Here is a 14,786-nt window from a genome sequence, read left to right as displayed (position 1 = left end):
AAAACTGCGTAATCCGTAATTTTTAATTCGTAATTGATTTAGAATTTAACTACTTTTTGCACTACGAGTCATTTGTTCGACCATATCCCACATATCTTGAGGAACATGCTCTAACATAGAGAACTGTCCAGAACCTTGTGCTACTTCGCCACCATCAATCGTAATAATTTGCCCATTGATATAAGCAGAATAATCAGAAATAAGATAGGCTGCAAGATTAGCTAATTCTTGATGGTCGCCTACTCTTTGAGAAGGAACACGATTTTTAATATCAAATTTATCTTGTAAATTTTTAGGCATCAAGCGTTCCCAAGCTCCTTTAGTAGGAAATGCTCCTGGTGCAATACCATTGAAACGAATACCATATTTTGCCCATTCTACGGCTAGAGATTTGGTAAGAGCCACAACGCCAGCTTTCGAAGTCGCCGAAGGAACAACATAACCTGAACCTGTTTCTGCATACGTAGTTACGATACTCAAAACTGTTTTAGGGTTAGCATAATTATCAGCCTTTCCTGATTCAATCCAATATTTTCCAAAAGCAAGTGTACAATAATACGTTCCTTTCAAAACAATATCAACGATTGTATCATACGCACGATGCGACAATCTTTCTGTCGGACTAATAAAATTTCCTGCTGCATTATTAAGAAGTCCATCAATACTTCCAAATCTTTCAACAGAATCTTTAAGCATCTTTTCAATTTGGTCATAATCACGTACATCACATGCCAAAGGAAGTACTGTTCCACCTGTTTCTTCTTCCATTTCTTTAGCTGTTTTTTCCAAAACATCTAATTTACGACTTGTAATGACAAGGTTAGCTCCCAGTTTTAAAAAATATGTTCCCATTGCACGACCTAAACCTGTACCACCACCTGTAATAACAATAGTTTTTCCTTTGAGTGCATCTTCACGCATCATAGGGTGTGCGTAGGTTGGTTTGTCATTTTCCATAGCTATATTTAGTTAAGTTTATTTTATAAAAAATTTTTGTCTAAGATAATAGATTTTGTAAGTAGAAACAATTTTTTGTTTCTAAATGATAGTGTATCCTTGTAGTGTAATACTACTTTACCCTATTATTTTTATAACACACAGATTTTACGGATTAAAGAGATAAAAACACCGACTTTTTGAATGTTAATTACATTTTTTAATAAAAAACTGCAATTTACAAAATGGTCTATAATATTATTATTCTGTATCTCATCATATAAATCACTCACTAACCAGTTACAAAAAAATGGTAGGGTACAAGAAAAATACTATATCATCGTACAGAAAGGGTTAGTAATGACAGATAGAAAGTGAATAATCTATTACTAAAGTAAGAAATTATTAAGAATTTAAACAAAATTGAAAAATTGACAACTATTTTTATAAAGTGTCCGTATATAAAAACAGATTTCACAACGACTACTAATTATTTTTTAATCTTTACATTTATTCAAATAAAACGCTGATTTTCAGTCAGAAATAGCACATCTTTATTTGTTTTCAACCTATCTATATTACTTAATAAATTGTCTAATAATTCTTTAAACATGTTCACTTCTCCACAACCTATTCTAACTATAAACACAACTGATATTTCCTCACTTGTAGGTGTTGTATTTGAATTTTTTGCTAATCCAAATGAAAGAAACCTTTCAATTATTCAAAACAACACAAAAAAAGTTACTGAAATGAATAGTTCTGTTGAAAAATTAAAAAATTGGGCTTGGCAACACGCAGATTTAGAGTATGCAAAAAGGCAATTTCATAAAACGCAAGAAGTAGAAAAAGTAGTAGAAACAACTTATAATTCGTTAGGTGTTTTAATGAAAAGCAATATTTCAGAACCTATAGAAATTTTTCTCCAAAAATTCGAACAATTACTCAAAAATTTACAATCATATCTTTCTATTTTAGAAAATGACTTAAAAAAAGAGGAAATAAAAGAAGAATTAAAAACGCTCAATAAGCGTAAATTTAATATTGCATAAAGTAAAAATTGAAAATTAAAATATATAGAAAAGGAATCCCATTATTTAAAATGTGATTCTTTTTTTTTTGCAAATGTATTCGTAATTATTCCTTATTCTACCAAAGACTTCTGAAACGACGAAAAAGCAATAGGTTTCTCAGCAAACCATTGTTTTGTTTTCTTCCAAACATTTCCAAAAAGCTCAGAGTCTCTATAGTTATTCAACTTCTCTTCATTTTCCCAATGGCTGTATGTCAGAAAAATACACGGATTATGAGCATCTTGCCATAATTCTAAATGTTTACATCCTTCAAAATGACGAATTTTCTGTTTGTTTTCTTCAAAGTTATCAATAAAATCTTGAATATATTTTTCTTCAAAAGTCATTCTGACGACACGTAATAAGTTCATTTGTAGGATGGGTTTAAATTAGGTTTAAAAGTTTGTCTAAATTTTATACTAAATTTGTTTTAGATTTATCTAACTTTTGGGTTAGAAGTATCTTTATAATAAATAGCTTATCTCTTCAAAGTGAAATAGGCTACAATGAATTTACAAATTTAAGTTTGTTTTATCTAAAATTTAGGTTATTTCAATTTTTTCAATGAATGATTTTCAGATAATATTGGTCGGTATTTTGGTAGCTGTTAGTTGTGCAATTTTAGGCTGTTTTTTGGTTTTACGCAAAATGGCGATGGTAGGAGATGCAATTTCTCATGCTGTTTTGCCTGGAATTGTGATTGCTTTTTTGATTGTTCAGCGTTTTGATTCTATTTTTATGTTGATTGGTGCTGCTATTTTAGGAGTTTTTACGACACTTTTAATAGAGTTTTTACACAAACAAGGCAAGTTACAAACTGATGCTTCTATTGGAGTTTCTTTTACATCTCTTTTTGCTTTGGGTGTGATTCTAATTTCAGTTTTTGCTAGTAAAGTAGATTTAGATGCTGAATGTGTGCTTTTTGGTGAAATTGCGTATGTTCCTCTTCACGTTTGGCGCATAGATTTGGATGATGGTGCAATACTGAACTTGGGTGCAAAGGCTGCTTGGTGGATTGGTTCTGTACTTTTGATTATTCTATTTTTTGTTACTGTTTTTTATAAAGAAATGCTACTCACAACCTTTGACCCTTCTTTTGCTTCGGCTATTGGTATCAATGTTTCAGTTTGGCATTATTCGCTGATGAGTTTGGTTTCGTTGGCTACAGTGGCAGCTTTTGAGTCTGTGGGAGCAGTTTTGGTACTTTCTTTTTTGGTTGTTCCTCCAGCAACAGCTTATTTACTGACAACTAATTTCAAAAAAATGCTTTTTCTATCCTGTTTTATTGGAATAATTACAGCTATTTTGGGGTATTATACAGCTTCTTTTCTCAATGCTTCCATTGCAGGTTCGATGACGAGTGTAGCAGGAGTTATTTTTGCACTTGTTTTTTTGTTTGTCAGAATTAAAAAAAATAAATAGTTTCAATGATTTATTGGTAGAACAGAGTTTTTATAGCTTTCTTATATTGAATTTTGTTACTTTTAAACAAGCAAAAATTTAAGGTTCAAAATTTGAGACTAAAAATAAGCTAATTACTTCTGCATTTTTCTGCTAAAAAATATGTCAAAATCAGTTTCGTATTCTTTCTTATTTATTGCTTTAGCTGCATTGTTGGCTGGTTTGGGGTTTCGATATTTTTTGGTAAATACAAAGGATTACAACGAATACACACAAGAAGTCAGAAAAAAGGTAGATAGAGAATTAGAAGTTGCAGAGATAGAACTTACAAAATTAGAAGAAGCAGTCATTCAGAATTACAAGAAATTAGACTTTTCGCTACTCACTTCCAACACAGAAAAATATCCAATTTATATTTTTAGAAATAGTGAATTGCTTTTTTGGACAGATAATACCTATTTACTTTCCTACGATCAACTCAAAAATAACTATTCAGAATACACCATCGAAACGCCAAAAGGGTTGTTTTTAGTAAAACAGAAAATCATAGTTACCAAGTATGATAATATGACAGGGGTGGTTTTGATTCCACTAGCTTCTGAATATAAAATTTATAATCAATTTCTGACTTTAGGTGTTAATCCAAAACTTTTTTCTACTTCTGATATTAGTCTTCAACTCAATCCAGAAGGTTCTTCATATAGAGTTTATGGAACAGGAAGCAACTTACTTTTTGCACTTATCTTTCCTTCAGATTATAGTTGGCAATCTTCACAAAACTATACTGTACTTTTCTTTATGATTATTGCTTGTGTTTTTGTGTTTTTACAAGCTAGAGTTTCGATGCTTTATTTTTTGAGACAAGGACAGGTTTGGTATGCCTTTTTTACGCTTTTGAGTACATTTATAGGGATTCGTTTTTTGATGCTTTTCTTAGAATTGCCTAATAGTGTTTTGCCTACAATTCTCTTTAATGCTCGTTATTATGCTTCTTCCATTGTTGCACCTTCATTAGGAGATTTATTTCTGAATGTATTATGTATTTTTATTGTGAGTAGCTTTTTGTTTGTTCATTTTAGTGAACTCTCTCACATGAGAAGTATCGGAAGCCGAAAACGCAAGCGTTTTGGTATTGTGATAGCTATTACGCTTTCTTTTGCGATTGCTTTTTATCATTTTCTCAATCTTCGTAATCTTTATATTCACTCTCCCCAAATTTCTTTAGATTTTACACGAGAATTAGATTTTTCGCTTCTCAAAATAATAGCTCTTTTTATAGGAATCTTGACAGCAACAACCTATTTTTTACTCATCCATATTTTGGTTAGGTTTATTGAATGGCTACATGTAGAAGGTAAAAAGTTGATTTTATTAGTTTCTGTGGGTATTTTGATTGGTTGGGTTGTGAGTGGTATTTATGGTTTTAGTGTTCATGCAAATCTATCAGATGCTTGGATTGCTCTGATTCATACCATTTATATTTTGGTTGTTATTTTTGTAGAATTGCCTCGTTCGGAACGTTCTTTTACCTATCAAATTTTTATTTATATCTTCTTGGGAGCAATTACTACTTCGATTATGAGTAGTTATATTATTTATTGTTTTGAACAAACTAGAGAAAGAGTAGCCAAAGAAAACTTTGCCGACCAACTTTTATTAGAAAATGATTTGCAAGGAGAATTTTTATTAAATGACGTGGTCGAATCACTTCCCTTTGACCCAATTATCAAGAATAGATTGATGACTTCTTTTACAACAAAAGATATTATTACACGAAAAATAAGAAAGTTTTATTTGGATTATTATTTTGATAAATATGATATAAAAGTTCATTTGTTTAATGGAAATGGAATGCCCTATGAAAATACAATGACTTTTGATGAAATGTATTCACGATATGCACAACCAGCTTATTCGACTGAATATGAAGATATTTTTTTAGTTCATGATTTATCCACCAATACAAAACGCTATTTTGCTTTTAGTGAAATCAGTAGAAGTGGTGTCAAGATTGGAAAAATTGTATTAGAATTACAACTCAAAAAAATAGTTTCAAATAGTGTTTATCCCAATCTTTTATCTGATAATCCATATTCAAACTATAATCGTTGGGGAGGAAGAAATGCGTGGAGTTATTCTATTTTTAAAGGGGGAGAGCCTGTTTATACACAAGGAAATTTTGTGTATTCAAAAGATTTTTTGAATAATTTTGATTCTGTTACTACTTTTTCTACTTCCTCTTACAAACACCTTTTGGTAAAAGAAAATGAATCTAAAAAAGCTGTTGTTATTTCTTCAGTAAAATATCCTTTAAAATCTGTCTTAACTAATTTTTCGATGCAGTTTATTTGTATTGTCTTAACAATGCTTTTGCTTTTGGCTGTTTATAGACTTTATTTCAGACAACAACCTTTTACTTTCAATCTTACTGGCAGAATTCAGCTTTATCTTAATCTTGCTTTTTTCTTGCCTACTATTTTACTTAGTATTCTGATTGTAAGTATTCTGAATTCGGAAAACAAAAATCAAACTATCGAAACTTACTTTCAAAAAGCTGAAAATGTAGCTCAAAATTTTTCTACCAAACTGACTGATTATGTAGTTTACAAAGACATTACAAAAGATGAATTACTTCAATCACTTCAAGAAATTGCTCGTCTTACCCAAACAGAAATCAATGTTTTTGATAGAGATGGAGTACTTTTGGCTTCTTCACAACCGACCATTTATGATAATGGATTAGTATCTTCACTCATCAATCCTAAGGCAATGGCACTTTTGATAGAACAAAAACAGAGCAAAACAATCTTGAGTGAATCTATTGGAAAGCTAGATTATAATTCGGCTTATGTGGTTGTAAATTCTCCTGCTACTGGCGAAATTGTGGGGGTGGTAGATGTTCCCTTTTTCGAATCTCAACGTTATGCTGATGAGCAGATTTTGGAAGTTGTTTCGACGATGCTTAATGTTTTTACAGGAATATTTTTGCTTTTGGTGGTACTTTCCTTTTTTGCTTCTAGGGATTTGACAAAACCATTGAGTCTTGTTACTTCTCGCCTAAAAAGAATTACATTGAGTGGAGATAATAAGCCTTTAGATTACAAATCAGATGATGAAATTGGTCTTTTGGTAGGAGAATATAATAAAATGCTTGTAAAATTAGAAGAAAGTAGAGCTGCACTTGCTGCCAGCGAAAAAGAATCTGCTTGGCGAGAAATGGCAAAGCAAGTGGCACACGAAATAAAAAATCCTCTTACGCCAATGAAACTGACTTTGCAACATTTGCAGCGTGTTCTTGCCAATGAAGAATCACCTGCCGAACGTTCGATTAAAAGTTTGCTTACTCAAGTAGATACATTGAGTGATATTGCGACTTCATTTTCGGCTTTTGCAAAAATGCCGATTCCAAAAACAGAGCGTTTTGATGTTTCGATGGTGCTACAAGAAACACTAATTTTATACAAAAATGATGGAAGTGTTCGTCTTGATGCAATTATTGACCAAGGAGAATTTTATATAAATGGAGATGCAAAACTAATGGGACGAATCTTGACAAACCTTATTTTGAATGGAATACAAGCAGTTCAAGAAAAAGATCCACATATCAATGTAGTCTTAGAAAAGACAAATCAAAAATCGCCAAAAACAATCATTATTTATATTCGTGATAATGGAAAGGGAATTGATGAAGAAACAGCCAAAAAGCTCTTTATTCCTAATTTTACGACTAAATCAACAGGTTCTGGAATTGGTCTTTCGGTAGCAAAACGTGGAATAGAACACGCAGGAGGAAGAATTTGGTTTGAAACAGAACCGTATTTCGGAACTACCTTTTTTATTGAATTGCCTTTGGTGGAATAAGTTATGAACCTATAAAATCATCTTTAGTAGAGATAAGAGAATTAACTTTTGCAGTATTTTGAGCGTGAAATAAATCTTTGCCTAATTCGCTAATAAAGTTATTTCTAAGCACATTGGTCTTTATGAGTTTGACATTTTTCTCTTTTGTACTTGATTTTCTCTCTACTTTTCCTCCCACAATTATCCCAAAAATAGAGCTTTTATTAATATTCATTCTCTGTTTGAAGAGGTCTATGCTTATTTTTGTTCGTAGGGTTTTGATATTCGTTCTGCATTGCCTTTTAATTCGACAAAATAGTATTGATTAGGTTGATAATCATCATTATAATTGATAAAAATATAATCACATTTTTGACTCAAATTACTATCTATACTATCAAATAGTTTTTCAAAATCTATACGAATCAAACGGTTTGTTTGTGCTGTGTTTTTAGTTTCTTTTGATTGAAAAATTATTGTTTTGCCATTTTCTGTTTTCTCAAAAAAGATGTTCTCTTCAAAAAAAGGTAAGCATTCGTTTTTATCGAATAATTTGATGGTTATCTCATTAGAGTTTTCCTTTTTATTAGCTTCACTTACCCACTTTTTAGATGTTATTTTTTTCATTCAGATACAGAGTTAAGTAGTTAGACAAAATTATTAAATATTTTTTTTATCTTTGTTTTATGAGAGGAAAAAAACGTTTTATTAGTTTGAGTATAGAGGAAGTATCTTCCTTAGAGCAAGGTTGGAAAGAAGGTAAATCATCAACTTTCCGTACTCGTTGTCATTACATTCTTTTAAGCCATCAAGGAAAAAAGGTTAGTGAGATAATGGATTTTTATCAAGTTACTCGCCAATTAGTTATTCGTTGGTTTAATCGGTATGAAAAAGAGGGCATAGCAGGATTAGAGACGAGTAAAGGACAAGGTCGTCGCCCTATTCTTCGTATAGATAATGAAGAAGAAATGAATAAAGTAGAATCTCTAGTTGAAGCCAGTCCTCAAAGTTTGAAAGTAGTTGTTTCTCAATTGGAAGAGGAATTGGGTAAATCTATGTCAGTCAAGACTTTAAAAAGGTTGCTTAAAAAAAAAATGGTGTTGGAAACGCTTCAGAAAAGTAACTGTTAAGAAACCTGACCCTGTTGTATATGAAGAAAAAAAACGTAGTTTAGAATTTCTCATTCTTTTATTTTTAGCAGGCTGTATAGATTTGCGTTTTTGTGATGAGTCTTCCTTCAATTTAGAACCCAATGTTCCTTATGGTTGGTGTAGAATAGGAGAACAAGTAGGCATTAAAAGTAGTAAGGGAGGTAATTTAAATGTATTTGGATTGCTTAACTTGCGTGGAGAACTAAGCAGTTTTGTAAGCACCCAAAACATTAATTCTAAAGTTATCATTGATTGTATAGATCAGTTTGTAGAAACAATTGAAAAAACGACTGTTCTAGTGTTAGATAATGGACCTTGGCATATTTCTAAAGAAATAGAAGAGAAAATAGAGGAATGGGAAGAGAAAGGAGTACTTATTTTCTACTTACCTTCTTACAGTCCACATTTGAATCCCATAGAAACACTATGGAGAAAAATCAAAATAGAGTGGTTAAGACCTCAAGATTTCACGAGTAAAGAAGACTTACATCAAGCTGTAAAAAATATTCTAAAAAAATACAATAGTAAAAAGTATAAAATTGATTTTACTATATATAAAGGAAAATTGTTACGATAATTATGTCTAACTACTTAGAAAGATTACTTTGCAAATCTAAAAGTTGGTCATACGTAATTTCAATTTTCTCTGACACTTCGTCAATTATTTCTGCATTAATGCTTTGAGTATTTGGATTCACGACATCTTCAAAAATAAACCTTCCGTTTTCTGTTTGTTTTGCGCTATAAACTCGTACACGACTAACATCTAAACGTTCTTCCTTTGGAACTAAAGAATTTAAGGTCAAATTATTTTCTCCTAGCTGTTTTTCCAATTCCTTTGCCTTCATCAAAACATTCAGAACAGCTAATAAATAGGGCGTGTGCGTAGAAATAAGTAACTGAACATTTGGATTAGAATTTAATAAAATCACAATCATTTCCATTAATGCTTTTTGTGAAGCAGGAAATAAATGAGCTTCGGGTTCTTCGTAAACTCTAAAAGCCAAATCTTTAAAAACAAAGTGATAATTAATATCTTGAATCAATCGTAGTGATTCTTGTTGTCCTGATGAACTGTTGGATAAATGAATTTTGTTGGTATTTGATACTTCTATAAACTCTTCATCTCCAAGTCGAACATATTTTCCATTTGTAATAAGATTTTGTTTCAAAGAAACAGTATTATCATTCTGTAAAAGACTAGGTGCAATTTTTTTCAGATAAGTACAGAAATTAATAAATGTGTAATTAATTAAATCATTCTCATTATGGGTATCAAATCCTAAATAAATTTTATAGTTTTTTAAATAATCTCTGTAATTATTTTTAAACTCTTTGCCTAACTCAATAACTTGCTTGTTTGCTAATGCAAAAAAACTTCTTCCAGCAGGAAAATAAACATTATCTGAGAGATATGGAATCAGTACTTTAGTCTCTTTTGTTATCTGATTTGTTAATAGGTTAATTGATTGCTCAGTAGCAAAAACATGCTCACTAACTAATACTTTAGTGATTCCGATATTGGTACACCTTTCATTATATAGCCACTTTGAGAAGTATTCTTAAATTCAAAATAAATATCTTCTTGATACTCGTAGCGAATAAAAAATTTTTTTGGTTCTTCCGACAATTTAGCGATAATTTCTTAATTTAGCCTTTCTATGGATACTAACACAATAGCAATTTTATTAGGTTTTTCAGATTTTTCAGTAACGAAAATAGAATCTTCTCCACTTCGCTTAACTATTTATGGAGAAAGTAATTTAGCCGATTCTATTTGTCCTAATTGCTTGAAAAAGTGCAATAAAGTGACTTCTACTTCAGAACGTATTGTTCGTGACCGAAATATTTTAGACAAAGAGGTTTATTTACACTTAACTTCTCGTCAATTTCATTGTCAAGATTGTACTCGTTACTTTCAAGAAGTTTTTAGTTTTGTTTCTAAGCAAAAAAATCAAACTCATCGTTTGGAAAAATATCTTTATTTATGTTTGAAAGATAGCAGTTTCAAAGAAGTAGCTATCCGAGAAAACATACTTTGGGATGTTTTAGATGGTATTTTTAAAACCTATAGTAAACGTGAGATAAAAAAACACCTAGATTATTTTCCTCGACGTTTAGGTATTGATGAATTTGCTTACAAAAAAGGAAAAAAGGAATATGCTGTTGTTTTAGTAGATTTAGATACAGGTCAAGTTTGGGATATTTTAGAATACCGTAATAAAGAGTATTTAAAAGCCTATTTTTTATCCAAAGGCGAAGTTTTTTGTACTAGTATAGAAGTATTTTCTTGTGATATGTGGGAGGGATTTTCAAATACAGCAAAAGAAGTATTTCCTAACGCTGATGTAGTAATAGATCGCTTTCATTTTTTTCAGCATTGTAATAAAGTGCTAGATAGCATTCGTAAAGAATTACGACGAAAAGATGATAAAAACGTTCATTTCAAGCAAATAAAATGGCTTTTATACAAGGCATGGAAAGACCTTACTTATAAAGAAAGACGAGTTTTACTTAAAGCGTTTAGGTTTAGCTCAACGCTTAGACAGGTGTATTTTATGAAAGTGGAATTACAAAATATATTTAATACTGATTTGAGTAAACAAGAAGCTAAAAAACTACTAGACCAATGGATAGAAGAAGCTCAAAAAATAAATCATAAGGCTCTAAATAGATTTATAAATACGTTTAATTCTTGGAAAAATGATATTATTAATTTCTTCAAAGATAGATATTCTAACGGAATAGTAGAGGGAATTAATAATAAAATTAAGACCCTCAAAAGGAGTGGGTATGGGTTTAGAAACTTTCAAAATTTTAGATTGAGAATGATAGTCAAATTCATATAATCGCTAAAAAGTCGGAAGAGCCATTTTTTTTGGTCTAAGACAGATGATTCACTAAAAAAAGAGTAAAATTGAGAATAGCAAAAATCAGTAATATCTTCAAATAAATCATCTTTTCTGAAATTTCCTACTAATATCTCATCAGTCAAATATTTCCCCAACGTCTTAAAAAAATAAATCAATTTAGCGAGGGTACTTTTTCCACTAGCTTGTTGTCCGATAAAAAAAGTAAGGTCATTTACTTCTATTTCGGCATATTCTATGGCTTTAAAATTCTTTACTATTAGCTTTTCCATTTTTATTATTTTTCTGTCTTTTTTCTTACTAAACTTCATTCAAGTTACAAAAATCTATAAATTACTTCTCCAATTTTTTGTTTGTATCAAAAAAAGATGTTGATAATATACTCATACGTTTTTGGTTTTCGAAAATCAAATTTATCAGTACACCTCAAAGGTGTCAGATAATTTATTTTTTGAATTGTACTGAAACTTATGAACGGCTTTAGCCCTCAACGAAGTTAAAGTGTCTGACAGTTTTGTTTTTTCGAAAACCATTTTTGATTGAGTATAACGAAATAAGCACAAAAAAATATTCATTAAACAATCTCAAAAAACAGTTTTTAAGAAGCAAATTTTCCAAGCTGTCTCAAAAGAGCATTAAAATCTTTTGGATATTCTGTTACTGCTTTTATAACTTCTCCATTCATTCCTTTAAAACTAAGTTCTTTTGCATGAAGAGCCACACGTTGCATCAAAGGAAGTTCTTCTTCCCATTTTTTGAGGTTGAACTTTTTCTTTTTTATCTCTGACAAAAATAAATCCTTGCCTCCATACGCTTTATCAGCTACCAAAGGCGCACCTAAAGTCTGTGCATGAACACGAATTTGATGCAAACGTCCAGTAATTGGACGGCATTCCAAAAGTGTATAATGACGAAAAGCCTTCAAAGTAGAAAAAAATGTAAGAGAGTGTTTGCCCTGTTTGTAACTTACCTGTGAAAGACCATTTTTCATTTTATGCAAAGGAACTTCAACAGCTTGCTCTTTAAAATCGTGAACACCAACAGCAATAGCATGATATACTTTTTCTACTTGACGTTCTTGAAACTGAATAGAAAGATGGCGATATGCCTCAAAATGTTTTGCTATAGCAACAGCTCCACTTGTTTCTTTGTCCAAACGGTGTCCCAGTTTTGCTTCTGGAAGTTCGGCTCTAATAATCTGTAAAAGATTCATCGCATTTCCCAAGCGTTCATCTAAAGAAGACAAAAAAGGAGGTTTATCAACAATTAAATAATCGTCGTTTTCAAAAATAACAAGGTCAGAAAGTTTATAGCGTTTCATAAAATACCATACAGAATAAAGAAAATCAAAAAATAAAGACTACAAAATTACGAATTTATTCAGTTCAATTACGTATTATAAATTAAAAATCATAATTTAACTATGTATTCTTTTAGTAATGAATGGGTAATATGCTTTATTTTACTCTTCCTCTATTACTTCAGTACGCTGCAATTTAAAAGTAAACTGTGTTCCTTCTCCCATTTTACTTTTGACACTTATTTTAGAATTATGTTTTTCAATAATATGCTTTACAATCGCTAATCCTAAACCTGTTCCACCTTCTTGTTTCGAACGACTTTTTTCTATTCTATAAAAACGCTCAAAAATACGTACTAGATGTTCGGGTTCAATTCCATTTCCATCATCTTTTATAGATATTTTGAGATTTTTAGTAGTTTGAGTGAGAGTTACTGTTACCGTTCCATTTTCTTTTCCGTATTTGATGGCATTAATTATTAAATTTATCAAAACCTGTCGGATACGATTATAGTCAGCATACACATAAACACCTTCTTCGTACTGACTAACCAGTTTTAGAGTAACTCCACGTCTTTCAGCCTTATTTTCAAGCTGTTCGAAAACTTCCAAAACTTGGTCTTGCATTTCATATTCTTCTTGACGCATCGTAATATCACCTGATTCTATTTGAGAAAGTGTCAGCAAATCCTCCACCAAAGCAGCCAAAGCCTTTAAACTTCGTGCAGCCTTACCCAAAAAAGCATCACGTACATTTTCATCATCTACTGCACCATCAATAAGCGTAAGAATAAAACCTTGTGCCGAAAAAATAGGCGTTTTGAGTTCGTGAGAAACATCTGCAATAAACTCTCTACGAAAGGCTTCCATTCTAAGAAGCTCATCTATTTCTTTTTGTTTTTGTCCTGCATACGCTGTAATTTCTTGATTCACTCTTCGAATAGGATTAGCAGACGGCATAAGGTCAGAAGTAGGAGGAACAAATTTGAAATCTTTTTTCTTTATTTTTGATAACTTGCTATATACATTGTTTATTTCTTTGAAAATAAGAAATTCAAAAGCAATATAAATAAGTAAAAAAGAAGATGAAAAAGAAACTAAAAAACAAACCGACAAAGCCACCGAAGAAACACTAGGCATTAATGACAAAAAAGCACTTGTTACACTACTTACCAAAAGAGAAAGTATAATTGCTACGGCTCTTGAACTTACCAAAGAGCGTTTGATAGCATTAGTAAGTCTATCAAAAATACTTGTTTGTTCCTTTCTCTCTAGGTTAGCATTTGTTTTTATAATCATTCGTTTCTATATTTCATCAGGCGACATAAATTTATATCCAACACCTTTAACAGTTTTGATATAATTATCTCCAATTTTTTCTCTAATTCTACGGATATGAACATCAACAGTACGAGCCAAAACATAGACATCTTGCCCCCAAATATTTTTTAATAAATCTTCACGATTATATACTTTATTTGGACTTTGGGCCAAGAAATAAATCAATTCAAACTCTTTTTTAGGAAGTGCAATCAGTTCGCCATCCTTCTGTAAGGTATAACTTGTTTTATCAATATACAAATCCGAAATTTCGATGACTTCATGAGATTGTGTCTGCTGCTTTTTGAATTCTCTACGAAAAAGAGCATTGATACGGCTCATCAGCGCACGAGGTTTGATAGGCTTGTTCAAATAATCATCTGCTCCTACATCAAAAGCTGCTACTTCTGAATATTCTTCGGCACGAGCTGTCAAGAAAATAATATATGAATCTATCATATCAGGCATTTCACGAAGCAAGCGACACGTTTCTACACCATCCATTTTGGGCATCATGATGTCCAAAAGAATGAGTTCGGGTTTAAAAAATTCAGCTTTTTTTAGAGCTTCTTCACCATTGGAAGCAACCTCTACTTCATATCCTTCACGTTCCAAATTGTATTTGAGCAAATCCAAAATATCGGGTTCATCATCTACGACAAGTACACGGTTGTTATTCTGCATGAGAATGGGGTATTTTTTTGATTGATAGAAGTAAAAATAGCATTACATAAATTTTTGTACTTTCTTATATTTTTTACGAGTTTGTACAAAACTATACAAAAATGCCTCTATTCTTTTAGTTTTGCAAAAATAAAATTTATCAAGCAGTTTCTTATCAAAAAAGACATAAACTTATTATGAATTTTTGAATGTTCTGTTTTTAATAGATTAA

14 protein-coding genes and 1 pseudogene are annotated in these 14,786 nt (G+C 31.0%); 6 read left to right on the top strand and 9 right to left on the bottom strand.

Translation table 11 applies throughout. From position 1 onward, the window contains the following. Window positions 1-45: 45 nt before the first annotated feature. On the bottom strand, window positions 46-957 hold the full coding sequence (locus tag ACE193_RS14040; protein ID WP_375558850.1) for an SDR family oxidoreductase: 912 nt from the start codon (window positions 955-957) through the stop codon (window positions 46-48). 590 nt (window positions 958-1,547) lie between these two features. Here ACE193_RS14040 and ACE193_RS14035 point away from each other — a divergent pair. Then, window positions 1,548-1,988: a hypothetical protein gene (locus ACE193_RS14035; protein WP_375558849.1), complete on the top strand. Its 441-nt coding sequence runs from the start codon at window positions 1,548-1,550 to the stop codon at window positions 1,986-1,988. A 92-nt stretch (window positions 1,989-2,080) separates the two neighbouring features. On the opposite strand, the gene ACE193_RS14030 is transcribed toward ACE193_RS14035, so the two are convergent. Next, window positions 2,081-2,380, bottom strand: a complete 300-nt coding sequence (locus tag ACE193_RS14030) for a putative quinol monooxygenase (RefSeq protein ID WP_375558848.1) — start codon at window positions 2,378-2,380, stop codon at window positions 2,081-2,083. 193 nt (window positions 2,381-2,573) lie between these two features. On the opposite strand from ACE193_RS14030, the gene ACE193_RS14025 reads away from it, so the two are divergent. Next, window positions 2,574-3,431 carry a metal ABC transporter permease gene (locus ACE193_RS14025; RefSeq protein WP_375558847.1) on the top strand — a complete coding sequence of 286 codons (858 nt, stop codon included), beginning with the start codon at window positions 2,574-2,576 and terminating at the stop codon, window positions 3,429-3,431. Between the two features lie 141 nt (window positions 3,432-3,572). After that, the gene (locus tag ACE193_RS14020; protein WP_375558846.1) at window positions 3,573-7,271 is read left to right on the top strand and encodes an ATP-binding protein; all 3,699 of its coding nucleotides are present in this window, start codon (window positions 3,573-3,575) and stop codon (window positions 7,269-7,271) included. A 1-nt stretch (window position 7,272) separates the two neighbouring features. Here ACE193_RS14020 and ACE193_RS14015 read toward each other — a convergent pair whose 3' ends face one another. Together ACE193_RS14015 and ACE193_RS14010 are read right to left on the bottom strand one after the other, a co-directional pair. Further along, window positions 7,273-7,485: a hypothetical protein gene (locus tag ACE193_RS14015; protein WP_375558845.1), complete on the bottom strand. Its 213-nt coding sequence runs from the start codon at window positions 7,483-7,485 to the stop codon at window positions 7,273-7,275. A 23-nt stretch (window positions 7,486-7,508) separates the two neighbouring features. Further along, window positions 7,509-7,877 (bottom strand): hypothetical protein, encoded by a 369-nt coding sequence (locus tag ACE193_RS14010; RefSeq protein WP_375558844.1) that lies wholly within the window; start codon window positions 7,875-7,877, stop codon window positions 7,509-7,511. Window positions 7,878-7,936: 59 nt separating this feature from the next. Here ACE193_RS14010 and ACE193_RS14005 point away from each other — a divergent pair, with 59 nt between their 5' ends. Both ACE193_RS14005 and ACE193_RS14000 read left to right on the top strand, forming a co-directional pair. Beyond that, window positions 7,937-8,380 carry a helix-turn-helix domain-containing protein gene (locus tag ACE193_RS14005; protein WP_375558679.1) on the top strand — a complete coding sequence of 148 codons (444 nt, stop codon included), beginning with the start codon at window positions 7,937-7,939 and terminating at the stop codon, window positions 8,378-8,380. 31 nt (window positions 8,381-8,411) lie between these two features. Continuing rightward, window positions 8,412-8,978: pseudogene (locus ACE193_RS14000) on the top strand (IS630 family transposase); the annotation flags it as partial. A 10-nt stretch (window positions 8,979-8,988) separates the two neighbouring features. On the opposite strand, the gene ACE193_RS13995 reads toward ACE193_RS14000, so the two are convergent. Then, window positions 8,989-9,846 (bottom strand): AAA family ATPase, encoded by an 858-nt coding sequence (locus ACE193_RS13995; RefSeq protein WP_375563361.1) that lies wholly within the window; start codon window positions 9,844-9,846, stop codon window positions 8,989-8,991. 216 nt (window positions 9,847-10,062) lie between these two features. On the opposite strand from ACE193_RS13995, the gene ACE193_RS13990 reads away from it, so the two are divergent. After that, entirely contained in the window at window positions 10,063-11,250 is a 1,188-nt protein-coding gene (locus ACE193_RS13990) for an ISL3 family transposase (RefSeq protein ID WP_375558606.1), read from the top strand. Here ACE193_RS13990 and ACE193_RS13985 read toward each other — a convergent pair. The 4 genes from ACE193_RS13985 to ACE193_RS13970 form a co-directional block, all read right to left on the bottom strand. Continuing rightward, complete coding sequence (locus tag ACE193_RS13985) at window positions 11,211-11,543, bottom strand: AAA family ATPase (RefSeq protein ID WP_375558843.1); 333 nt, start codon at window positions 11,541-11,543, stop codon at window positions 11,211-11,213. The two genes, ACE193_RS13990 and ACE193_RS13985, sit on opposite strands and share 40 nt — an antisense overlap. A 326-nt stretch (window positions 11,544-11,869) precedes the next feature. Beyond that, window positions 11,870-12,592, bottom strand: coding sequence for an RluA family pseudouridine synthase (locus tag ACE193_RS13980; RefSeq protein WP_375558842.1), 723 nt, complete (start codon window positions 12,590-12,592; stop codon window positions 11,870-11,872). A gap of 141 nt (window positions 12,593-12,733) precedes the next feature. Then, a complete protein-coding gene (locus ACE193_RS13975) occupies window positions 12,734-13,870 on the bottom strand; it encodes a sensor histidine kinase (protein WP_375558841.1) in 1,137 nt (378 codons plus the stop codon). 6 nt (window positions 13,871-13,876) lie between these two features. Next, window positions 13,877-14,575 (bottom strand): response regulator transcription factor, encoded by a 699-nt coding sequence (locus ACE193_RS13970; RefSeq protein WP_375558840.1) that lies wholly within the window; start codon window positions 14,573-14,575, stop codon window positions 13,877-13,879. Between the last annotated feature and the right edge of the window lie 211 nt (window positions 14,576-14,786).

Origin of the sequence: Bernardetia aquimarina (assembly GCF_042180575.1) — a bacterium.
In the GTDB taxonomy this organism is placed as follows: domain Bacteria; phylum Bacteroidota; class Bacteroidia; order Cytophagales; family Bernardetiaceae; genus Bernardetia.
Note: the sequence above shows the minus strand (reverse complement) of the source record. Positions and strands in the feature narration are given on the sequence as shown.

Coding starts and splice junctions, on each gene's coding strand:
- ACE193_RS14040 (WP_375558850.1), bottom strand. CDS start 957: ATGGAAAATGACAAACCAACCTACGCACACCCTATGATGCGTGAAGAT.
- ACE193_RS14035 (WP_375558849.1), top strand. CDS start 1,548: ATGTTCACTTCTCCACAACCTATTCTAACTATAAACACAACTGATATT.
- ACE193_RS14030 (WP_375558848.1), bottom strand. CDS start 2,380: ATGAACTTATTACGTGTCGTCAGAATGACTTTTGAAGAAAAATATATT.
- ACE193_RS14025 (WP_375558847.1), top strand. CDS start 2,574: ATGAATGATTTTCAGATAATATTGGTCGGTATTTTGGTAGCTGTTAGT.
- ACE193_RS14020 (WP_375558846.1), top strand. CDS start 3,573: ATGTCAAAATCAGTTTCGTATTCTTTCTTATTTATTGCTTTAGCTGCA.
- ACE193_RS14015 (WP_375558845.1), bottom strand. CDS start 7,485: ATGAATATTAATAAAAGCTCTATTTTTGGGATAATTGTGGGAGGAAAA.
- ACE193_RS14010 (WP_375558844.1), bottom strand. CDS start 7,877: ATGAAAAAAATAACATCTAAAAAGTGGGTAAGTGAAGCTAATAAAAAG.
- ACE193_RS14005 (WP_375558679.1), top strand. CDS start 7,937: ATGAGAGGAAAAAAACGTTTTATTAGTTTGAGTATAGAGGAAGTATCT.
- ACE193_RS13990 (WP_375558606.1), top strand. CDS start 10,063: ATGGATACTAACACAATAGCAATTTTATTAGGTTTTTCAGATTTTTCA.
- ACE193_RS13985 (WP_375558843.1), bottom strand. CDS start 11,543: ATGGAAAAGCTAATAGTAAAGAATTTTAAAGCCATAGAATATGCCGAA.
- ACE193_RS13980 (WP_375558842.1), bottom strand. CDS start 12,592: ATGAAACGCTATAAACTTTCTGACCTTGTTATTTTTGAAAACGACGAT.
- ACE193_RS13975 (WP_375558841.1), bottom strand. CDS start 13,870: ATGATTATAAAAACAAATGCTAACCTAGAGAGAAAGGAACAAACAAGT.
- ACE193_RS13970 (WP_375558840.1), bottom strand. CDS start 14,575: ATGCAGAATAACAACCGTGTACTTGTCGTAGATGATGAACCCGATATT.